A 22,637-nucleotide genomic window follows, 5' to 3' on the forward strand; every position below is an offset into this window, starting at 1 on the left:
AAGCTGAGACAAGGCCACCAAGGGGTGCGGCGGCCAGCGCTTGCGGTTACGAAGATATGGGTATGGTTTCCTCAACAATCGGTGCGCATTCGCACAAGGCGCTGTGCCCAGTCGCGATTGCTTTACCGAAGAGGGGCAATGCGCCCAAGCATAGGTCAAAAGTGCGCGCTGGTGGGCATTCGAGCCCTGTCATTTTCCTTAAGTTGGCAACCCCGGTGAAACCTAGCTCACCCTCCGCAGGATGCGCCGCCGTGATGCATTGGCACTGTCGGCTCTCCACCGATATTCGTCCCCCGTGCTCGCGGCATGACATGACAGGGGATTGGGCGAGCGGTGCATGTAGCAGCGGGGGATTGTGCAGTGCCACCTGTGGACGTCGGAAAGCAGGGAAACAAACGCCAACCGGCCAACCCGCACGGCAGCGAGTACATAGAGGGGCACTACAGCATTGCTTTCCGACGTTTTCCGCGCGCCGAGGCGACACCATACCCTTTTTGTTCCTGTTTCACGTTCGCCTTCGCAAGCTCCACTTACCTACTCGATGCCCCACGCACCGGACTGGTGTGGTCGAAACCTGACGTGATCGCGAGACAAACTCGCACCAGGACAGAAATTGGCACAACACCGCAAGCTGGCGGCCGCGCCTCCTTTGGCTGACGTTGACACAAAGGGATAGTTTCTGTCTGCTTTCAGCAGGCCGGGATGGAAGTGTGGATAATGGAAGGATAAGTTGTCGAATCACGCGGTGCCATCGTGGCACCAACACCACCCCTCACCCTTTTGCAGGGAGAACGAGCCAATCAAGCCTCCGCGGGCGTACATTGCGCACGGTGCCGAAGCACGCTGCGAATGGGTAGCTCTCGAGGGCGGTTAAGTGTAGAGGCGTGATTGTTTCACGAAAGGGAAGTGCGCTGTGGCCGGTATGAATTGGTTCTGGAATGCGATGGGCGGCAAGTCCGGTCGCAATCAGAAAAAGAGTCGGGCCATCGTGGAAAAATCCACCGAACTCAGCCAGAAACTCAGCGCACTCGATGACGCACAGCTTGCAGCCAGAGCCCGGGAACTCACCGCTTCGGGGACCATCGCTGACAACTCCGAGTTCTTGGCCATTCTGGGAATCGCCTCCGAACGTACCTTGGGGCTGCAACCATTTCCCGTGCAATCCCAAGCGGTGTTGCGCCTTCTGGAAGGGGACGTCATTCAAATGTCCACCGGCGAAGGAAAGACCCTCGTTGGTGCCATGGCTGCAACCGGATTCGCGCTCATGGGCAAAAAAGTCCATAGCATTACCGTCAATGACTATCTTGCCGCCCGTGACGCCACGTGGATGGGGCCGCTCGTTCGATTCTTTGGACTGAGCGCAGCAAGCATTTCCGAATCAATGGACCGCGAGCAACGACGGGAAGCCTATCAGGCCGACGTCGTCTACGGTTCCGTCAACGAAATCGGTTTCGATGTCCTGCGCGATCAACTCATCACTTCTTGGGAACAGGCCGTCCAGCACGGAGCGGACGTGGCCTTGGTCGACGAAGCCGACTCCGTACTCGTGGACGAAGCGCTCGTCCCGCTCGTGCTTGCCGGAAATGAACCTGGCACCGCGCCCAGCGGACATATCACAGAAATCGTGCGACGACTGAAAGAAGATCGCGATTACACCGTAGACGACGATCGGCGCAACGTTTTCCTCAACGAGCGCGGCGCGCGCATCGTCGAGCGCGCCCTCGGCATCCCGAGTCTCTACGACGATGAGCACGTGGGAACGACCCTGGTGCAGGTCAACCTCGCCCTGCACGCCCAAGCTCTGCTGATTCGCGACATCCACTACGTCGTCCGAGACGGCAAGGTAGCCCTTATCGATGCCTCGAAGGGACGTGTCGCCGACTTGCAACGCTGGCCAGATGGCGTCCAGGCGGCGGTGGAAGCAAAGGAGGGCTTGGCCGTCACTGAGGGCGGTAGGATCCTCGACACCATCACTCTTCAGGCGCTGATGGGACGCTACCCGCTGGTATGTGGGATGACCGGCACCGCAGTGGAGGCCACAGACCAGTTGCGGCAATTCTATGACCTGCGCGTGAGCGTCATCGATCGTAACAAACCGCTGCAACGATTCGATGAGGCCGACCGCGTGTACGCGACGATGGAGGAGAAGTTCACCGCCATCGTCGACGAAATTCGTACCCTTCACGCAACCGGGCAGCCGGTTTTGGTGGGTACCCAGGACGTGGCTGAATCCGAGCGGTTGGCCGATCACCTCCGTAGCCTGGGGATTGAGGTCAGCGTCCTCAATGCGAAAAATGACGAGCAGGAGGCTCAGATCATCGCCGAGGCGGGCGATGTGGGACGAGTCACCGTCTCCACGCAAATGGCCGGCCGCGGTACCGATATCAAGCTCGGTGGCGCTAACGAACGTGACCACGATGAAGTAGTCAAGCTCGGGGGACTTGCCGTTATCGGTACCGCGCGGCATCGCACCGCCCGCTTGGATAATCAATTGCGTGGTCGCGCTGGGCGTCAAGGCGATCCCGGTCTGAGTCTATTTTTCGTCAGTCTCGAAGATGACGTTGTGGCTGTCGGCGGGGCAGGCGAGGAGGTAACGGCTCGCCCCGAGCCGGATGGCCGTATCGACTCCAAGCGCATCAATGACTGGATCGAGCATTGCCAAAGAGTCACCGAAGGCCAGCTGCTGGAGATTCACGCTCAGACGTGGAAGTACAACAAGCTCCTCGCGGACCAGCGAGAGATCATCGATGAGCGCCGGAAGAACCTCCTCGATACGAATCAGGCATGGGAGGAACTGAAGACACGCAGTCCGAAGCGTGCGGCCGAATTAGAGGCGGCGGTCGAGAGTGGGGAAATGAGCCGAAAGACACTTGACCAAGCTGCGCGCGAAATCATGCTGTTCCACCTTGATAATGGGTGGAGTGAACACCTAGCGCTCATGGACGACGTCCGCGAGTCCATTCATCTTCGCGCCATCGCACGAGAGACTCCCATCGATGAGTTTCACCGAATTGCCGTCCGAGAGTTCAAGGACCTGGCGCAACGCGCAGTCGACGAGGCGGTGGAGACCTTCAACGACGTGGTCATCGATGTCGAAGGTGCGCACCTTGAGGACAAGGGTTATATGCGACCGTCTGCCACCTGGACCTATATGGTCAGCGACAACCCGCTGGCCGGATCCGGAAACTCCGTTATCAAGGGCATTGGGGCCATCTTCAAGTAGAAAATAGTTCCGTCCCCGAGCCACTACGCAGCAGGTTCTCACAGCGCACAGCAACTGGGCGTAACCGGACTCAAAGCCACCCAATTCCGGGTGGAACCTGGTAGGTGTATTACCGCATCCCCATGAGGGGTGGGTTGTGTCCAAGGGGGAAAGGCGCACCCGCGCCACCCGCTGGAGAGGATTTTTCCTTCCGCTCGATGGTGTGGTTCTCTCGGTGAGAGATACCTGTAGGTGCAGGCAGCGAATGGGATTTGCGACATCTGCCAGCTGTGCAGCGATTGAATTATTGGGTAGGTGTTTTGTCAGCGTGAGTCGTCTTGGCAGTAGCGTCTATGCTTCCGAGCGTGTTGGAGGGGGTAATTGCCGCAAATGGCGTAGCGTAAAACACGCGGTTGTAACGAACACGCTAAGATGAAAGCATTAACGCGGGTTTTATGGGAAATGGTGCGGACCACACGCACCATTTGCTTTAACTTGGTTTAGACGTAATGGTCGTGGGGCTCGCGCCGAGAGCAGATCGCGGCGCAGGATCCACCATTCGACTGGGAGGTTGAATATGAGTGACAACACCGGAGCACCGGACGTACAGGTCGAGACAACGTCGGTTTTTCGTGCTGACTTGCTCAAAGAAATGGAAAACGGTGCTGCTGCTTCGCCAGCATCCGGAAGCGATGTCACCCCACCAGCGGGAGCTGGGATGCTCATCGTGAAGCGTGGCCCCAATGCCGGTGCCCGCTTCTTGCTCGATCGTCCAACGACTACGGCCGGTCGTCACCCCGAGAGTGATATCTTCTTGGATGACGTTACCGTTTCTCGTCGCCATGCAGAGTTCCGCCTCGAAGACGGCACCTTTAGTGTTGTTGACGTCGGAAGCCTCAACGGCACGTACGTCAACCGTGAGCCGCGTAACTCCGAGGTTTTGTCCACCGGTGATGAGATCCAAATCGGTAAGTTCCGTTTGGTGTTCCTCGCAGGACCTGCCGCCTAGTTCCTTTAGTTAGCACAACTTAATCAAGTCATTTCGGCTACGCTTACAACGGTCGGAAGGCTTGCAGGCTTAGGATCAGCCCACCCAAGGAGTTGGAGATTTCTCCTCCACCCGAAGGGTGGGCTTTGGTGTTTATCCCAGGCCGCATGGTGGGGCAGGCTGCACATGATTGCGCAATGGCATCTAGCAGAAATCCAAAAGGAAAATAACGTTAAGGTATCTATTCCCGCGTCCTGGGCTCAGTACTAACAAGGGTGGAATTTCCTAGTCAAGAAATAAAACTAGACTTTTGGGTTTTTGGCCGTTACTTCGGCGTTACTGATGTGGCTAGTGTAACCTTGAGTGTTAGTTTAAAAGTTCCAACGATGATTTCGGGAAATGTCAATCATGAGCGCTTTACCACAACAGGGCCCGCGCGAAAACGTCGCGCGTTCGTCGAACTCGCCCGGGCCAGCCAAGCAGGTTAAGACGATGTCCATCGGTGTTGTGCTGGAGCGGTTGCGGCAGGAATTCCCGGAAGTCACCGTTTCCAAGATTCGTTTCCTGGAATCGGAAGGGCTTATTACTCCGCAGCGCACGTCCTCCGGCTATCGTCGGTTTACCCAGGCCGACGTTGACCGATTGCACTTTATCCTGAGAACCCAGCGAGATGACTACCTTCCGCTGAAGGTCATCCGAGAACAACTGGCCGCGATGGATTCCGGTGCGCTCACGCCCCTGCCTCGTGGTGATTCCTCGACATTGGTGTCTCCAGATGCGTTTAGGGCACCGGCCTCGACGCGCCTTACTGATTCGGATGTGCGCACCCAGGTGGAGGAGGCTGGATTCGACCCCGCGTTGGTGGCGGATCTCCTCAACGCGGGCGTGATCGTTGCGGATTCCTCCGGCTTTTTCACCAACGACGACGTTGCTATTGCCATCACCGCCGGCAAGCTCGCCGACTTCGGGTTTGATGCGCGCCACTTGAGGTCCTTGCGAAACACAGCAGTGCGCCAGGCGGATCTTATCGAACGTGCCGCCGCGCCTACGTCTTATGCTAGAGAGAATGGTCGCGAGCGGGCGGATCAAATGGCGCAGGAGATGATGGCGCTGGTGATCTCCATGCACGCAAATATGGTGAAGTCTGTGATGCGCTCGCATCGCTCCTAGGTGCCGGCCTAGCTGCTGAAGACTCAGCCAAGCCCGGCCCCGGAGATCCGGGCATTTTCTTTCAATTTGGAAGGGGAGGCGGTGTCAGGCATACCTTGGCCGTAGTGATAGATTTGTCTGTGCATATGAGGTAGCCTTGGCTGGTTTTGGCTACCGGGGACCGTTAGATCTTAAGAGGGGTTAATAAGCCTTGACCTTTGTCGAGCTCGAGTACTTGGGCATCCACCTGATGGAGCCGGAAAATGACGCCTATGCGCTTTTTCGGTGGACGGAGTATAACCGCTACCTTCCAGTGTGGATGGACTTGGATGAAGCTCTCGCCATTGATTCTCGGCAGACGGGGCTTGAACCGCGTCGCCCCATGACCCATGACGTGCTCGTGGACATGCTGGCTAGGTTGAGCGATGGAGTAGAAGAATTTCGGATCACGAGCTTCTACGAGGGCGTGTTCATCGCATCGATCGTCATGCGCGGTGGGGAAGAATTCGATGTTCGCCCCTCGGATGCCTTGACTTTGGCTCAGCTCATGGATCAGCCAATCACCTGCGATGCGGATGTGTTAGCCCAGGCCAGTGTCTTTATCGCGGATGCGGACGTCGAGGCTTACCTAGGGATAAAACCCATCCAAGGGCTGCTTGAGGAAGAGCCGTCCGACGAAGCCGACGACGAGTTCACCACACTCATGGCCAATATGGGTGTCAAGGAAGAAGACCTGTTGGATTCCGAGGATTTCTCCGAAGACGATTGGAGCAAGCTCAACCTTGACGAGCTGGCCGGCGATGACGATTCCGATGAGGGGCACACTCCTGAGGAGAAATAGCCTTTCGCCTCACGCCCCGAACCCGGAATTGGGATGGGTTCTCCAGCATCGGGGAGGCCACCTACACATCGAGTCCACATTGTTATAAAGCGACACTAGTGGGAATCGGCCTGGTTGTCACTCGCACCTTTTTTCGAGTGTGTTCGCTTCCTGAGGACGTCGTTGCTTGGCGACGGAAAGCAAGCAAAAGCCCAGCCCACCCAACCCGACTGTGCTCTATAGCCTCGCCGTGCCTAGAAGAGTACCGTTGGGAAGCTTGTTAAAGCTCTGTTCTAATGGGGGACGAGTTTCAGGAGGGGGTCCTGAGTCTAAACTTGAACTTGAGGTTGAAGTTTTCGGCGTGTCGCAAGTTATCCGCTTGACCATGTTCTACCCTTGACGAAGAATGAAAGAACGGCAACGTTCTTTTACATGCGTGTGAAACCAGAGATCGCAGGAGAAACTTATGTCAGAGCGCCCCGTGCAGGAATCCCTTTTTGATATCGGACCCGACGAAGAGGTCGGCTACCGCGTGCCGATCGCTTGCCAGGTCGCCGGGATTACCTACCGTCAGCTCGACTACTGGGCGCGCACCAAGCTGGTCGAGCCCAGCATCCGCACCGCCCGCGGCTCCGGCACGCAGCGCCTTTATTCCTTCAAGGACATTCTCGTCCTCAAGATCGTCAAGCGCCTGCTTGATACCGGCATCTCACTGCAGAATATTCGCCTTGCCGTGGACAAGTTGCGTGACCGCGGCGTCGATGACCTCGCCCAGATCACCCTCGTCTCCGACGGCACCACCGTTTACGAATGCCGCTCCGCAGAAGAGGTCATCGACCTGCTCGGCGGTGGGCAGGGCGTATTTGGAATCGCAGTACCGGGAATCGTCCGCGAGCTAAGCGGTACCATTTCTTCCTTCCCCTCCGAGCGCATTCACTCCCTGGATGAGGATGCCGACCCATCTGTCATCGCCGTGGACGAACTTGCGGCCCGACGCAAGCGAAAGACTTCCTAGGCCCCGGATGAAACCTGCGAGCCCGCCACCTTTTCTCTGGTTAAAGGTGGCGGGCTCGCAGGCGTTTGCGGCCGATGGTGACAGGGCTAACTAACTCCCTTATGAGTACTGCAAGTTTGGTATACCGACTAGTTCGCTACCTCAACAATCACCTCGAACTAATATCACTTCGCGCCCCTGCCCATCGTTTGCCTCAGTGCCTAGGCGCCTTAGTGTCTCTGGTTCTCGGTGGAGTTCGGTGAGGGTGGCGGCTTACACAAAACCCGTACACGGTGTTCTCTCAAAGAGCACCACTTACGTGCACGGGCGCGTGGGAGCCGAGGATGTGGGAGCTTGTCTTTTTCGTCCTCGTGGGTTTAATTCAAGCCGACAGCCTTGTTGATCATTCCGGCAAGTTGCTCTGCCGCGGTAGCCTGCTGCGAGGTTCCCCCCAACTCAGCCGCCGCGGTGGCAAGTCCTGGATCGGGAGCCGTTTCGCCAACGTTGATGACATCGAGGGTAACCCCGCCCGCCTTCGCCGCATCGATTGCGGACTGGAGATCGAAGGTGTCGGCCGTGCCGGAAACAATAAGCACCACGCGAACCTCTTCTGAGACCTCGGCCGCCGACTTCAGGGCCGCCGAGAGAGCCGAGCGCGTCTGCGGCTGGCCACCGGTGCCGAATCGGACCACGGCGGCCGCGGCGGACTGCCCGCCGGTTGTGTCATCGAGACCAACGTTGACTCGCCACCCCTGGGTTACTCCTTCGCTCATCGGCGAAGAGTAGTTCCACAAAGCGACCTGCTTACCTGCAGCACCGATGCGCAACGAGGCATCGGTGATGGCGTTAGCCGCAGTGTTATACCAGGTGGTCTGGCCGAGGGCTGCACCCATGGCATCGGAGGTATCGAGCAGGAACAACGTGTTTTGCACCTGATGCGCTGAGGCAACAGCAGAGCTGGTAGCCGCAGCAGATTCAGTGGTAGGCGAGGCGGCGCCGGCAAACGTGGACAATGCTTCCATTGCAGCGATCCCCGTGACCGTGGACAAAGGGTTGTCCGAGGCAGTGGATTGGGTGGAAACGAAGTCCGTCGCTGCCGCGATGGCATCCTCGGTGACCGCGTTGGTGGTATTCAGGATCACCGCACGCTGCGGAATGCTCACAGCAGAGCCCGATTCGGTAGCGGGGACAAAGGAATAGCCACTGGGCAGTGCGGACTCGGGCAAGGCAATATTATCGGCGCCTTCTGCGGCGGCTTGTCGGACAGTCGTGTCTGTTCCCGAGTTCAACGCGGCCGTGATGGTGGCGGTTGCATCATCGGTGGCAGCAGCCGCGTTGGTGGCAACAGCTGCGACGAATGCACTGGCCAAGGCGTTGTCCTTAGTGGCATAGGTGATAGGCGTATCCCCGCCAAAGGTGAAATCGGTCTTTGTGGCAACGCCGACTGGAACGGTGGCAATGACCGGCCAATCAAGGGAAGCATTTGTTCTATCTGAGGACTTGATTGTAGCGATGGTCTCCTCGTCAGACGCGCTGGTGAGATACACCGCTGCGTTCTGCAGGGAATCCGTGGCGGTAGCAGTGACGCAGTAGCTGTTGATCACTGGGGATGTACCGTTGTACTTGTTAACCACGTCTTTGAGCAATGTCGGGTCGTCGCCAGCCACGGCCAAGGTGAGCTCGCCGGCGCTGCACGCGGCGTCCTCGCTGGCGGTAGTGGCGCTGTCATCGCCTTTGCCAGCGATAAGCCACCATGCGCCTAATGCGATGGCGGTGATTACCGCGACGATGAGGACGACAAACGACCCCGCGACCTTATTGTTCTGGGTACCCGTTGAGTGACGTGCCACAGTGGAAGCCTCAAGTCTTTCGTATTCATCAAAATCCATGCCGAAGACAGGAGCAAGACAGAACCCAACTAGGTGAGCTGGCACCCTAAGCTGTTCCCGCAAGGGTGCTAAATCGCCCTAGTCCGAGATGCCCCATTGTGTGCCTTCGGCCAGAAATCCAAGTGCTCCCTAGTCTAGCGTGAGCAAGGCCTCATCTATGGTCGCGACAAGCCGTGTTCGCAAATGCTCTCCGCGGCGGGCGATCTCGCGCTGGCGTAAGACGTACTCGGCCTTGCCCTCGGACGTTTCGATGGGTACTACCCCTAGGCCATACTCACGGCAATCATAAGGGGAGGCCTCCATGTCCAGAATTCGGGCATCCCAGGCTAGATCAAAGCAATCAAGCCACAGCTCGCCGGGAACTAGTGGCCCCAGCTTCGCCGCCCACTTGTATAAGTCCATGCTGGCGTGCAAACACCCCCGCTGCTCATGAGCGGTCTGGCCCTGTCTGGTCAGCACCGTCAGGTTCAGTGGTCGAGCCGGTGGGGTGAAGAACCGGAAAGCATCAAAATGGGTGCACCGGATGTTGTTCTCCTCGACTACTTTGTTGGTTCCAGCAGTGCCAAGCCGTAGGGGAAGATCGTGGCGAGGCTTGTCCGTTTGGTAGACCATCGCCCATTCGTGCAGACCAAAACAGTCGAAATGCGCCGGGTTCCTTGACGTGGATTCCAAAAGTGTACGGATGAAATCCACCGTGTTCGCACGTCGAGCCAGAAAAGCCCTCGTATCTAGGGTTATGCCTTGCTGGGTGCGCTGGTAGCCCTTCCATTGTCCGTGCGGTGCGTCACCTTCAAGGATCACGCCCACTCCGGGATGCCAACGGTGCATGTGTGACATGCGGATGGGGTAGTACTCGAAAAGGAAGTCAAAGACCGGGTGCTTCGTCCCTGCGCGGCGACGCGCCATATGCGCGCGGGTGAGCTCGTCAGCGCGCAGCTCGTGGTCCCGCATGCGCTGTTCCCATTGCTCGAGAGTCAAGACAACGGGGTTGGTGCCACATCCTTGAGCCGATTCTGTGGCTGTGGAGGTCATGGTTGCGCGGTTTCCTCGTGGGTCCAGTCGGAGAAGGTACCCAAGTATTCCTCGATGAGGTCCTCGAGGGTGATCACACCAATGAGCTGACCGCGGTCGCGGACCTGGGCCATGTGCGCTGACTTGCGGTGCATCGCATGCAGGGCCTCCTCGAGGCTGCCGGAAGCATCCACGATGGACAGCGGGCGAATTTCGGAACGATGGATTCGTTGATCCGGGATGACCTCTTCGAAGCGGTCGAGGACATCCTTGACGTGGACATAGCCAACGTAGGAACCGTCCTTACCCGTGACCGGGAAGCGAGAGAAACCGGTTTCGGCGACCGCCTTTTCGACGTCGGAAAGCTTGGGCCCGCGTTCGCCGAAGTCGAGGGTGCGAACCTTGTCCGTCGGGATGAGGACCTCGGTAAGCGAGCGCGACTCCGAACGAAGAGCCTTGCGAAGACGGATCGTCTCCTCAGCATCGAGGAGTCCTTCTGAACGTGATTCGGAGATCATGGAATCCAGCTCAGACTGGGTGACAGTGGTGTCCAGCTCGTCTTTTTGCTCGATGCCGAACAGACGCAAGGTCACGCGAGCGATGCCGTTGAGACCGACTACGACCGGGCGCGAAATCCGCATCACGAAAATGAGGACAGGGCTGAGCCATATCGCTAAGGTTTCCGGCCCCGTCAGCGCAATGTTCTTCGGAACCATCTCGCCAAACAGGATGTGCAAGAAGGTGATCAATCCCAAGGCGATGACAAAGGAGACCGGGTGAAGCAGGTGCTCAGAAAGGCCAAGCGCCTGGAAGGGCTCCTCGATGAAGTGGGCAATAGCGGGCTCGGCCACCTTGCCCAAAATAAGCGAGGCGATGGTGATACCCAACTGGCACGTCGCGAGCAGGATCGACAGATGCTCGGTGGCATACAACACTCGCTTCGCACCCCGGCGGCCCTGCGCGATGAGGTTTTCGATGCGGTCGCGGCGTGAGGAAATGAGCGCGAACTCCGCCGCAACGAAGAAGGCGTTGGCGGCAAGCAACGCGACAATGAGAAGAATGGTGGAAAGGATCGACATCGTTTAAGCCTTCTTCTCTCGTGCTTCGGCTTCCAGCTTGGCCGCCTCGGCACCGGTGATCGGGGAGAGCACAACCGTGTCAACGCGACGATCCTCCATCACGGTGACCTTTGCCATCCAGCGCCCCGTGAAGCCGGACTCGAACTCCGCCCGGAATGGGTTGTCGGATTCGGGCAGCACAAGCTCGTCGCCGGCGGAAGGTATCTTGCCGAGCTGCGCCATCACAAGCCCGCCGAGAGTTTCATAGGGTCCATCCGGGGCGATGTAGCCGACCTTTTCACCAAGGTCATCCAGTCGCACGAGTCCAGATACGGACCAACTGTTACCGAAGCGCTGGAAGTCGCGCTCAGCTTCGGCATTATCGTGCTCGTCGTAGACCTCGCCGAGGATTTCCTCGACAACGTCCTCGATGGTAATCAGCCCTGCGGTTCCACCATACTCGTCAGCGACCAGGATCACCTGGGAACCTGCCTGGCGAACCGCAGCGAGGACGGCGTCGCCGTCAAGGGACCCCGGGACCACCGGGATGGGGCGCGCAAGATCCTTGAGCTGCTTGGTGGCGCGCTCGGAGGCCTCTACTGCGAAAGCGTCCTTGTAATGGACGACGCCGATGGTGTCATCGAGGTCTCCACGGATGATGGGGAATCGGGAATGTCCGGTCTCAATGGCTAAGGCGATGAGATCGGCGACTGTATCGTCGGCGTGCAACGCCTCCACCGTCGAGCGAGGGGTCATTAACTCCTCTGCGGTCGACTCACCAAACTTGAGGCTGCGGTCGAGAACGAGGGCCGTCGTCTTTTCCAGATCGCCCTGTTCCGCGGAGTTGCGTACCAGTGCGGTCAACTCCTGCGTGGAGCGGGCGGAGGCCAGCTCGTCGGCAGGTTCGATGCCGAGGCGACGCACCGTCCAGTTGGCGGAGTGATTGAGCAGTTTGATGAAACCCTTGAAGACGGTGTTGAAAGCATTGACCGGGCCAACCACGTAACGGGCGGTCCCGAGCGGATTGGTGATGGCAATGTTTTTTGGCACCAGCTCACCAAACACCATGGACAGCAAGGTGGCGATGATCAGCGCCAACACCAAGGCGATGCTGGGTGTGAGGTCCTCGGAGACACCCATCCACTCCAGCATCGGGGTGAAGAACGTGGCCAAGATCGGCTCGGCGAGGTAACCGGTGGCCAGCGTGGTGATGGTAATACCCAGCTGGGCGCCGGAAAGGACAAACGATAGGTTTTGGTAGTCTCGCTTCACCGCCTGGGCTCGCTTGTCCCCGCGGTTGGCAACATCGTTTTCGATGGTGGAGCGCTCAAGGCCCGTCAGGGCAAACTCAATGGCCACAAATAGGCCAGTTGATGCTGTGAGCAGGATAAATCCGAGTAGCGAGAGAATACTTATGATTATGTCCATGTCAGGTTCGCAGCGACCTTGCTGCGGGTTGACCGTCCTTCTTTTTCTTGTCGTCCCAGCCCCGGAGGTGAAGCGGTGCGAGGAGCTGAAACGGCGACAGTTTTCACTTGTGTGTGCACCAGGGAGGCCGTTTGCGACTTGCCCTTGCCCAGGGGCGTGCGCGGGCGAGCGGGCTTGGTCTCAGTTTTCTAACGCAAGTGCGTGGATACTGGTTCCCATTGGATTCACAAACTCGAGAATAGATTCTATCCTTTGCGCCGGTTGTTTCGCTCAACGCGCGGGTTGCCGCCCCAACTATCTCGCTTTTTGGCACCACCGCGGCGCCTGCGTGGGCCGCCGAACTCAGTTGAGTTAGCCCGAGATGTGGAGCCTCCGCGCGCATCGCGCCCTGTCGTGCGGGCGTTGTCCTGGCCGCGGTTGGACGCTGTGCCTTTGGTGCCTTTGGTGCCTGTGGCGTCTCTGGTGTCTTGGGTGTCCCTTGCACTATTGTTTCGTCCACCTCCCACATCGCGATGCTTCTGGCCGGTACGGTGGGGCGCAGTGGCGCCTTGTGGTCGGTGTCGCCTTTCGTTTGCTGCGTGCCCTGCTGCCTGCGAGTGGTGCTTGCCGACGTCCCCAGCGCGGGCAGTGTGATCTGTCCCCTTGTCCGCACCCCTGCGTGCACGGTGATTGTGTGCGGACTGCACGTGTTCGCTGAAGGAACCCAACGGGGCCGCGAAGGATTGCTTGGCACCGGTGATCCTTTGAAGCTCCGGCGATTGCTCATGAACTTTCAAGGTATTTGCCTTGACTCCCGCCTTTTTGAGGAGTTGCTCCACCTCTTTGATCTGCTCGTCCATGACCAGAGTCACCACTTTTCCCTGTGCCCCGGCGCGGGCAGTGCGTCCCGCGCGGTGCAGGTAGGCCTTGTGCTCTGCCGGCGGATCGACGTGGACGACGAGGTCGACATCGTCAATGTCGATGCCTCGGGCGGCGATATCTGTTGCCACCAGCACCGGTACGCTGCCGTCCGCGAAGCCTTCCAACGCGAGCGTGCGGGATGTCTGGCCTTTATCGCCGTGCAGCCCCGCGGCGTGGATGCCGATTCGACGCAGCTTTTTGACCTGCCGGTCGACTCCGTGCTTAGTGCGCATGAACATGATGGTCTTGCCCTCACGGGCGGCGATCCGCAGCACGATCTCGTTGCGGGTGTCGCGCCCGCCGACATAGAACACGAAATGCTCCATCGTCGCCACCTCGGCCTTGACCGGCGCCGTGGAGTGGGTCACCGGCTCGTGCATGAATTCCTTGACGAGCTTGTCCACCTCATTGTCTAAGGTGGCAGAAAAAAGCAGGCGCTGGCCCCTGGAAGGGGTAAGCCGCAGGAGCTTTCGAACCTGTGGCAAGAAGCCCATATCGGCCATCTGGTCAGCCTCATCGAGCGCGGTAACCTCCACGGCGTCGAGGAAGAGCTGCTGTTGGTTGACCAAGTCCTGGGCGCGGCCTGGAGTGGCAACGAGTACGTCGACAGGGGCCGCTAGTTGCCTTATCTGACGATTGATGTTCACACCACCGACGACCTCGAGGACTCGTTGACCCAGTGCGGCGGCGGCTGGGTCGAGGCGCTGGGCGATCTGAGTGGCCAATTCTCGGGTGGGGGCCAACACAAGCCCGCGTGGGTGCGCAGGACGCGAGGCACCGGAGCCAGCAAGACGGGCGAGCATGGGCAACCCAAAGGTAAAGGTTTTGCCAGAACCCGTGGGCCCGCGCCCTAACACATCCTTGCCGGCCAGTGCGTCGGGAATGGCGGCCTGTTGGATGGGGAAGGCATCGGTGATGCCTTCGGTGGCCAAGATGCGGGTGATCTCGAGGGGAAGGCCAAGCTCGGCGAAGGTAGTCATTGATTCAACCTTAGACAAACGCGCAGCCGAGTACAAAGGAGCACAAAAGTCGAAAAACGCAAGCCCCCACCCAGGCGACGGACGTTTGTCGCCAAGGTGAGGGCCGAAAGGCGTCGGAAAGCAACTGCGCACGAAGCATTCAAGCAATGCGGGCTCGGTTCCGACAATATGAGACGCAGTCGTGGAGGAGTTTAGGCCTCAATCTCGCTGCGATCGCCAGACCACAAGGTGTGGAAGGTTCCTTCTTTGTCCACACGCTTGTAGGTGTGGGCGCCGAAGTAGTCGCGCTGGCCTTGGATTAGTGCGGCGGGAAGACGCTGCGCACGCAGACTGTCGTAGTAGGAAAGGGAAGAGGCAAACACCGGAATCGGCTGCCCAACCTGGGTGGCGGCCACGACGACGCGACGCCAGGAATCGATAAGGCCTTCGAGCTCGCCCTTGAAGTACGGGTCAAGCAGCAAGGACTCAACCTCAGGGTTGGTGTCATATGCCTCGCGGATGCGGTTGAGGAACTTTGCACGGATGATGCAGCCGCCGCGCCAAATGGTGGCCAGGTCGCGCGGGTCAACGTTCCAACTGTGCTCGGCGGAACCGGCCTTGATCTCGTCGAAGCCCTGGGCATAAGCAACCAGCTTGGAGGCATAGAGCGCGCGGCGCACGTCCTCGACGAAGGTCTGCTTGTCCACGCCCAGCGACTCCAAGGTCGACAGCTCGCCAGAAGGCAAAACGCCCTGAGCTGCCACGCGCTGCGAGGTAGCGCCCGACAAAGCGCGGGCGAAGACGGCCTCACCGATGCCGGTGACCGGGATTCCCAGATCCAATGCGGCCTTGACAGTCCAACGGCCGGTACCCTTTTGGCCTGCGGCATCGACGATGAGATCGACCAGTGGTGTGCCGGTTTCGGCGTCCACCTGGGCGAGTACCTCGGCGGTGATCTCAATGAGATAGGAATCCAAATCGCCGGCATTCCAGGTCTTGAAAACCTCGGCGATCTCGGCCGGAGCCATGCCTGCACCGTAACGCAGCAACTGATAAGCTTCGCCGATGACCTGCATGTCGGCGTACTCGATGCCGTTGTGGACCATCTTGACGAAGTGACCGGCCCCGTCAGGGCCGATGTGGGTCACGCAGGGGGTGCCGTCAACGTTAGCGGCAATCGACTCCAGCAAGGGGCCGAGTGCCTCCCAGGACTCCTGTGGACCGCCCGGCATGATGGCCGGGCCGTTGAGGGCGCCTTCCTCGCCGCCGGAAATGCCAGCGCCGACGAAGTTGAGGCCGCGGGCCGCAATTTCCTTCTCGCGGCGAATGGTATCGGTGTAAAGGGCATTGCCACCATCGATGATGATGTCGCCTTCTTCCATGGCGTCAGCAAGCTGGTTGATCACGGCATCGGTGGCAGCGCCGGCCTGCACCATGATGATGGCGCGACGAGGCTTCTCCAGGGATGCCACGAACTCTTCGATGGTCTCGGAAGGGATAAAGTTGCCCTCGGAACCGTGGTTGTCCATGAGATCTTGGGTCTTGGCATAGCTGCGGTTGTACACCGCGACGGTGTGGCCCTTGTGTGCGAAGTTACGTGCGAGATTCGAGCCCATCACTGCAAGGCCCACGACACCGATCTGTGCCAGGTTGCTGTTTTCAGTCATGGTTGTGCATTCTACTCTTGTCTGTTTCGGGTGGGGCAACTCCTCAGCAGGCGGGCAGCATCCACAGTGGGTGTTCAATCGGGCATCAATTGCGAACGATTGCAGGCCAGACTAGCAGGCAAAAGTCGAGAAATCATAGAGCCTATGCTCTTGATTTACATTGTTAATGAGTGTGATAAACCTTTAATTTTTTGGCATTGATTGGGTTTGTGCGTTGCTTTTGCAGAGTTTGCCGTAAGATTTGAGGGCATGAATGAGATTGTGAACGAAAACGCGAGCAAGATCGAAACGGCAATGACCCTGCTTTCGGAGGTTCCCGAAGAAGGTCTGCACATGCGCCAATTGGCCCAACTGAATGAGTCGAGCACCGGATTTGCCGCCCTGCTTGGCCTTCGCTTCACCGAGGTAACCCCGACCTGCGTCAAGGCGGAGATGCCGGTATCGGATGCACACCTGCAGGTGTCCGGAGTTGTCAACGGCGGCGTCTACTGCGGTATCGCCGAGTCGGTGGGCTCGATCATGGGCATTATCGCCGCCAAGGGCAAGGTCGTCCTTGGTGTCAACAACAACACCGACTTCCTTTCTTCAGTGCCGGCAGGGGTCATTTCTGCCGAAGCAACCGTGATCCGCAATGGACGCAATACCCAGTTGCTCAATGTGGAGATGTACCACCGCGACAAGCTCGTCGCGCGTACCACGCTGCGCACCATGCTCGACCCGGCTCCGGTAGAGGGAAATCCGGGCCGTCCGGAGGACAAGTTCAGCGTCTAAAAGCTTTTACTTTATTTACGGTTTAACCCCGCACGACGATAAGGCCACGGCGCCTTCGTCGTGCGGGGTTAAGCTTGCGTGTTATTTAGCCTGCAAAAGATCAGTGGCTGAGTTCTACTAAAGCCAGTTGCGCTTGCGGAAGAACCACCACAAGGCGGCGACGATCAAGACGATGACGCCGAGGACATAAAAATAGCCGTATTGGGAATGTAGCTCGGGCATGTTGTCGAAGTTCATGCCGTAGATGCCGGCGATGAGCGTGGGCACCGCGGCCATGCCGACGAAGGCCGAAATGGCACGCATGTCCGTGTTTTGCTGCAGGGTAATCTTGGCAACCGCCGCATCAATCAACGAGGACAGGCGTTCATCGAAACCAGCGATCTCGTCTTTGATCATGATCTCGTGATCTAATACGTCGCGGAAGTAGGACCTTAATTGCTTACCCAAGATGTCCTTATTTCCGGTAATCATCGTTCTTAATGCCGTATCTAATGGATCCACGGCATGCCGCATTTCCAAGATCTCGCGCTTGAGCAGGTAGATATGGTCGACGCTGAACTGCGAATCTGGTGTGAACACCGTTTCCTCAAGGGCGTCCACGTCGTCGGAAAGCTCAGCTCCGATTCGGACGTATTCGTCGACAAGGGCGTCCGACATGGCCCATGCCACCGCGAGCGGACCGCTGGCGGCCAATGCATCCTGAGACAGGCGTGCGGACACGTCGGGCAGTGGAGTGTTGTGGCGGATGGTGATGACGAAATCCGGTCCGACGATCATTTGCATCTCACCTGTCTCGATCACTTGACGCGAGCTGATCACCGATCGTTGCCGCTGATCGAAGTCCAAGTACTTCACCGAACGAACAACCATGAAGAGCTGGTTTTCATAACGCTCGACCTTGGGTCGCTGATGTGCGGTGACCACGTCTTCCACGATGAGGGCGTGCACACCGAATTCGGCCGCGATTTTGAGCATTTGATCTTCGGTGGGCTCGCACAAGGAAAGCCACACGAATCCCTGGTCGGTCTCGCCACAACGCTCGGCCAGCTGTGACAGTGCTGCGGAATGCTTACAATCCCCAGGGATCGACTTTCCGTTGATATAGAGGCGACAATGGTCGATGACCCGCTCGACCGGGACATGAATCCGCGACGGTGCTGAAGGGGAAGGCCTTTTCCTACTTAATGGATTCCTTGAGTAGCCGAACTTGGGCTGAGTCACGAATGCACCTCGCTTTCCGACGATCTGGGGGCACACAGAACAAGGAGTGCAAGATGTGTGCAGGATCCGGCCTGAATTCTACTGCAGGTTTTTCGTGTTTATCGAATAGGGCCACAATGCTGAATGAGGTTCCAATACAGACGGGTCGCACAATCGTCGTGGCGCCTGCGTCTGTTTCCCTTATACCGCCGATACAGTACGTCGACCGTGGCGCGAAAAATAAATCGTGTACTTCGGCGGTCCGCCGTTTTCACACGAAAGCATGTTAGTGATGGTGATAGAGTCTAGAGGTCCATTCGCTGGGGAGCGAAGCAGGGCGATAGCAGGGTAGGTTAAGGAAAGAATTCGGCTTGAGTGACAATTTGGTGAAACCGTTAAACACGACGGTAGAGCAGTTGCAAGAAACACTCGCTTCTTTGGAAAAAGAACGAGATGTCTTTGTCAAGAAGCTACAAATGGCAGAAGATCGTGTCATCGTCCTCGATCGCAAGATCTCGGCACTCAAGAAGCAAATCGAAGATGCTGTACACCCTGCGAAGCCAGCACCCGAAAAACGCGCCGAGTCCACCGTGGTGGGCGCGCACAAGCCGAAGGCATCCCTGATTCGGCGCGTGCCCGGCATTGATGGTCTGCGCGGTCTTGCCGTACTCACCGTGGTCATCTACCACTTCCTAGGGGACTTGCTACCCGGTGGTTACCTCGGTGTGGACCTCTTCTTCGTACTGTCCGGATTCCTCATCACCTCATTGCTGATTCGTGAGGCCACCGTCACAGGGCGAATTAACCTGCAAAATTTTTGGCTGCGCCGAGTTCGCCGCATCTTCCCGGCCGCCGTTACCGTCTTGCTCTTAACTTCCTCCATCGTTGGCCTGCGGGGTGGCGACCTCGCGGTGGGGCTTGGCAAGCAGTTTCTTAGTTCCCTGGTTTTTGCCAACAACTGGGTACAAATCGCTGGTTCCCACAGTTACTTTGCCGACTCCGGCATCGAGGTCTTCGCCCATTATTGGTCGCTTTCCGTGGAAGAGCAGTTTTACGTGGTGTGGCCACTGCTGGTAGGGCTGCTCATCGTGGTTCTGCACCGCAAGCGGCTTTTAGCTGGGCTCACGGTAGTCCTTGGCATTGCCTCCGCAGTAGCGATGGGGCTCATGTATGACCCAACGGTGGATCCGACTCGGATCTACTATGGAACCGACACCCACGCCTTCGGCCTATTGATCGGTGCTGCATTGTCGCTGGCCATCACCAACACGCGTTCAGCTACCGGAGATAGCTGGCCGAAGCGTCGACTAGCGTTCAGCGGCCTCGCCGGCGCCGCGGCGTTAGTCGGGCTGTGTTTCGCCTTCTTCACGCTTCACGACGTTTCCGCGCAGGCCTACCGAGGCGGCATCGTGGCCGCCAATCTTGCCGGTGCGTTGGTGTTGCTGTCTGTGGTGCGGGAATCTGGTCCGGTATCTTGGCTTTTCCGGCTTCCCTTCATGCGCTACCTCGGCGAGCGCTCCTTTTCCATTTACCTGTGGCATTGGCCGATTATCAAGGTGATGGAAGACATGTCCCTCGGTTGGAATCAGTGGGTTCTCGCCGGTGTTGCTACAGCGTTGACGCTTGTCGCCTCGGAGGTGAGCTACCGCTACATCGAAACTCCATTCCGCCGCAAGGGAATTGTTAAGACATTCCGTGACCTCAGCAAAGCCCGAGCCACCGTAGCTTTGCTCGCCGTCCTCATAGCGATTGCGCTCACCATTGTTGGCGCGCGCAACGCACCAACCAAGACGAAGCTCGAAGCTGATCTAGAGCAACTGGCTGCCATTCAAGCCGAGGCGGCTGCGCAGGCGGAGGCCGAAAAGGCTGCGGAGCTTGAGAAGTTGTCCAAGAGGAAGATGCCCACCGGCGATAAGATCACCGCTGTTGGCGACTCCGTGATGCTGGCCAGCTATGAAGCACTCATGGCCGAGTTCCCTGGGATCTATGTCGATGGCGAGGTTTCGCGCCATTACACCGCAGCGATCCCAATCCTGCAGTCCATGGAGGCCAACGGCACCCTCGATCAGTTCGTGGTGCTCGGATTTGGAACAAACGGTGCGATGTTCGATGGTCAGCTTGACCAGATCCTGCAGATAATTGGCCCCGACCGTATTGTCGTATTCACCTTGCCCTACGGTGATCGGGAGTGGATGCCACCTGCGCGCCAGGAGCTCTATGATGCGGCGCATTCTTATGACAATGTGTATATCGCCGACTGGTGCAACGCCGCCCGGACAAACCCGAGCTTGCTGCGCGAGGACGATGTTCACCCCAGCCAAGAAGGTGCGGCCGTGTATGCACAGGCTATCCGGGCTGCCTTCCAGCAGTGGGTTGACGGTAAGAAGGTCGTGCCGACGGGCTGCTACAACTAGCAACCTATACTTGTTGGCATGCCAACTTGGAAAGAAATCACCGCTGCTAATCCGTTACACTCGCGCAATTACGCCGCCAGGTGGCGGCAATTTGCTGCCGAAGGAAAAGACATCGTCGGCGAAGCGCGACTCATCGACGCGATGGCGCAGCGAAGCAGCCGCATTCTCGATGCCGGGTGTGGTACCGGCCGCATCGGCGGCTATCTACACAACGCGGGACATCACGTCACCGGCGTGGATGTCGATCCCTATCTCATCGACGTCGCCCGCCAGGACTTCCCTGAAGCCACCTGGGAGGTGGGCGACCTTGCCGCCGAGGGCTCGATCCTCACAAGCGGCATGGGCGACGGCACCTTCGACCTCATCGTGTGCGCGGGCAACGTCGTTGGGTTTCTTGCCCCCGAAGAACGCGAACCTGCCCTGCGCAACCTGTATCAGGCTCTGGCGAAGCCCACGCAAGAAAGTCTGTCTGGGCGTTGCCTGATTGGCTTTGGTGCTGGGCGCGGCCTGCTTTTTCCGCAGTTTCTCGAAATCGCCCAAGAGGTAGGCTTCCACGTGGACTCCTTGCATTCCACCTGGGATCTACGCCCCTTTGATCCGCAAACGAGCAACTTCCTCGTCGCAATCTTCAGTGCCTAGGACAGTCAACGAGCACCCCAGCTTTCACGGCACAAAAACAGGCAGTGGCCACCTCGCACATCCTGTGGGGTGGCCACTGCCAAAGCTTGCGCAACTTCGTTGGTTTACGCTGCGGTTTTTACTTGGTCTTCTTCGCCGAACCGTTTTCGGTGGCCTTTTCAGCGCTAATTTCGGCGCTGAGCTCACGGCGCAGGCGAGCCAACTCGGTGCGAGCGTTGAGCTGTTGGCTGGTGGTCGCCAGGTTCCAACGCTTGCGAGAAATGGCGTTGATGCCCCAGGAGAAGGCAGCGGTAGCGCGGTTGCGGAAGCCGACGAGGAACATGACGTGGACGATCAGCCATAGGAGCCAGCCGAAGAAGCCGGTGATTTCGACCTGGCCCATTTTGACCACGGCGCTAAACCGAGCCACAGTTGCCATAGAGCCCTTGTCGTAGTACTCAAAAGGCTCGCGATCTTCTACGGAACGTCCCTCGGCCTCTTCGGAAAGCAACTCGGCTACGTACTCGCCACCCTGAATAGCGACCTGGGCAACGCCAGGCAGCTTGTTCAGGGACATCATGTCGCCGATCACGAAGACATTTTTCTCATCGCCCACTGTCAGGTCAGGGTTCACGGGGACGCGGCCGGCGCGGTCAACCTCCACGCCCACCTGATCGGCGATCATCTTGCCCAGCGGGGAAGCAGCCACACCAGCAGACCAGATCTTGCAGAAGGAATCAATGGTGTATTCCTTGCCGTCGGCGGTGTTCTTGTAGGTCACAGAACGCTCGTCGACGTTGGTGACGATCGCATTGAGCTTGACCGTGACACCGATCTTTTCCAGGGAGCGTTGCGCGTTGCGTCCCAGACGCTTGCCGAAGGGCGGCAGGACCTGCGGTGCACCATCGAGCAGGATGATCTTTGCGTTAGCTGGGTTGAAACGCTTGTATTCACCTGCCAGGGTGCGGTGAGCCATCTCGGCGAGCTGGCCGGCCAGCTCCACACCTGTTGGGCCTGCACCCACGACGACGAAGGTCAGCAGGCGCTCGCGTTCCTCGGGATCTTCGGTGAGCTCTGCACGCTCGAATGCGCCAATGATGCGGGCGCGCAACTCTAGTGCGTCATCGATGGTCTTCATGCCCGGTGCAAACTCTGCAAAGTGATCATTGCCGAAGTAAGATTGCCCGGCACCTGCTGCCACGATGAGGCTGTCATAGTGGAGAGTCTTGGAATAGCCATCCAGCTCGGCGGTGACGAGGTGGTCGGCGATATTGATGTCGGTAACTTCGCCCTTAATGATGTGGGCGTTTTCTTGCTCCGAGAGCACCTGTCGGGTGGAAGGTGCAATCTCGCCGGAGGAGAGGATACCCGTTGCTACCTGGTAAAGCAGCGGCTGGAAGAGGTGATGATTGGTGCGGTCAACCAGGGTCACATCGACGTCGGCGTTCTTGAGGTTTTGCACTGCGAACAGGCCGCCGAATCCAGAGCCGATCACCACGACGTGATGGCGGCCGCCTTCCGGGCGAAATGGAGTCTCAGACATGGGTTGTACTTCTCCTGTAATAGAGC

The 22,637-nt window shown here is 58.4% G+C and carries 15 protein-coding genes and 1 pseudogene; 8 read left to right on the plus strand and 8 right to left on the minus strand.

Annotated elements, in window-relative coordinates:
- The first annotated feature begins 913 nt into the window (after positions 1-913).
- The 5 genes from secA2 (at position 914) to PAB09_RS06775 (ending at position 7,174) form a co-directional block, all read left to right on the plus strand.
- The gene (gene secA2 / locus PAB09_RS06755) at positions 914-3,223 is read left to right on the plus strand and encodes an accessory Sec system translocase SecA2 (protein ID WP_271032959.1); all 2,310 of its coding nucleotides are present in this window, start codon (positions 914-916) and stop codon (positions 3,221-3,223) included.
- Positions 3,224-3,779: 556 nt separating this feature from the next.
- On the plus strand, positions 3,780-4,211 hold the full coding sequence (odhI, locus tag PAB09_RS06760; protein ID WP_271032960.1) for an oxoglutarate dehydrogenase inhibitor Odhl: 432 nt from the start codon (positions 3,780-3,782) through the stop codon (positions 4,209-4,211).
- Between the two features lie 387 nt (positions 4,212-4,598).
- The gene (gene ftsR, locus PAB09_RS06765) at positions 4,599-5,360 is read left to right on the plus strand and encodes a transcriptional regulator FtsR (RefSeq protein ID WP_271032961.1); all 762 of its coding nucleotides are present in this window, start codon (positions 4,599-4,601) and stop codon (positions 5,358-5,360) included.
- A gap of 190 nt (positions 5,361-5,550) precedes the next feature.
- Positions 5,551-6,180, plus strand: a complete 630-nt coding sequence (locus PAB09_RS06770; protein ID WP_271032962.1) for a bifunctional nuclease family protein — start codon at positions 5,551-5,553, stop codon at positions 6,178-6,180.
- 445 nt (positions 6,181-6,625) lie between these two features.
- A complete protein-coding gene (locus PAB09_RS06775; RefSeq protein ID WP_271032963.1) occupies positions 6,626-7,174 on the plus strand; it encodes a MerR family transcriptional regulator in 549 nt (182 codons plus the stop codon).
- Between the two features lie 356 nt (positions 7,175-7,530).
- On the opposite strand, the gene PAB09_RS06780 is transcribed toward PAB09_RS06775, so the two are convergent.
- The 6 genes and pseudogenes from PAB09_RS06780 to gndA form a co-directional block, all read right to left on the minus strand.
- Positions 7,531-9,003, minus strand: coding sequence for a vWA domain-containing protein (locus PAB09_RS06780; RefSeq protein ID WP_271032964.1), 1,473 nt, complete (start codon positions 9,001-9,003; stop codon positions 7,531-7,533).
- Positions 9,004-9,171: 168 nt separating this feature from the next.
- Positions 9,172-10,074, minus strand: a complete 903-nt coding sequence (locus PAB09_RS06785; protein ID WP_442873646.1) for a 3-methyladenine DNA glycosylase — start codon at positions 10,072-10,074, stop codon at positions 9,172-9,174.
- Complete coding sequence (locus PAB09_RS06790; RefSeq protein ID WP_271032965.1) at positions 10,071-11,132, minus strand: hemolysin family protein; 1,062 nt, start codon at positions 11,130-11,132, stop codon at positions 10,071-10,073. Before PAB09_RS06790 ends, PAB09_RS06785 begins: the two co-directional genes overlap by 4 nt.
- A 3-nt stretch (positions 11,133-11,135) precedes the next feature.
- A complete protein-coding gene (locus tag PAB09_RS06795; protein ID WP_271032966.1) occupies positions 11,136-12,539 on the minus strand; it encodes a hemolysin family protein in 1,404 nt (467 codons plus the stop codon).
- 722 nt (positions 12,540-13,261) lie between these two features.
- Positions 13,262-14,419: pseudogene (locus tag PAB09_RS06800) on the minus strand (DEAD/DEAH box helicase); the annotation flags it as partial.
- A 191-nt stretch (positions 14,420-14,610) separates the two neighbouring features.
- On the minus strand, positions 14,611-16,065 hold the full coding sequence (gene gndA, locus PAB09_RS06805; protein ID WP_271032968.1) for an NADP-dependent phosphogluconate dehydrogenase: 1,455 nt from the start codon (positions 16,063-16,065) through the stop codon (positions 14,611-14,613).
- A gap of 249 nt (positions 16,066-16,314) precedes the next feature.
- Between gndA and PAB09_RS06810 the strand changes: the two genes are divergently transcribed.
- Positions 16,315-16,836 carry a PaaI family thioesterase gene (locus tag PAB09_RS06810; RefSeq protein ID WP_442873647.1) on the plus strand — a complete coding sequence of 174 codons (522 nt, stop codon included), beginning with the start codon at positions 16,315-16,317 and terminating at the stop codon, positions 16,834-16,836.
- 117 nt (positions 16,837-16,953) lie between these two features.
- On the opposite strand, the gene PAB09_RS06815 is transcribed toward PAB09_RS06810, so the two are convergent.
- Complete coding sequence (locus tag PAB09_RS06815) at positions 16,954-17,982, minus strand: magnesium and cobalt transport protein CorA (RefSeq protein ID WP_271035311.1); 1,029 nt, start codon at positions 17,980-17,982, stop codon at positions 16,954-16,956.
- 530 nt (positions 17,983-18,512) lie between these two features.
- Here PAB09_RS06815 and PAB09_RS06820 point away from each other — a divergent pair.
- Together PAB09_RS06820 and PAB09_RS06825 are read left to right on the plus strand one after the other, a co-directional pair.
- Positions 18,513-20,450, plus strand: a complete 1,938-nt coding sequence (locus tag PAB09_RS06820; RefSeq protein WP_271032969.1) for an acyltransferase family protein — start codon at positions 18,513-18,515, stop codon at positions 20,448-20,450.
- Between the two features lie 18 nt (positions 20,451-20,468).
- Positions 20,469-21,089, plus strand: a complete 621-nt coding sequence (locus PAB09_RS06825; protein WP_271032970.1) for a class I SAM-dependent DNA methyltransferase — start codon at positions 20,469-20,471, stop codon at positions 21,087-21,089.
- A gap of 118 nt (positions 21,090-21,207) precedes the next feature.
- Here PAB09_RS06825 and PAB09_RS06830 read toward each other — a convergent pair whose 3' ends face one another.
- The gene (locus tag PAB09_RS06830; RefSeq protein WP_271032971.1) at positions 21,208-22,611 is read right to left on the minus strand and encodes an NAD(P)/FAD-dependent oxidoreductase; all 1,404 of its coding nucleotides are present in this window, start codon (positions 22,609-22,611) and stop codon (positions 21,208-21,210) included.
- Positions 22,612-22,637 lie beyond the last annotated feature (26 nt).

Source organism: Corynebacterium sp. SCR221107, assembly GCF_027886475.1.
Taxonomy (GTDB): domain Bacteria; phylum Actinomycetota; class Actinomycetes; order Mycobacteriales; family Mycobacteriaceae; genus Corynebacterium.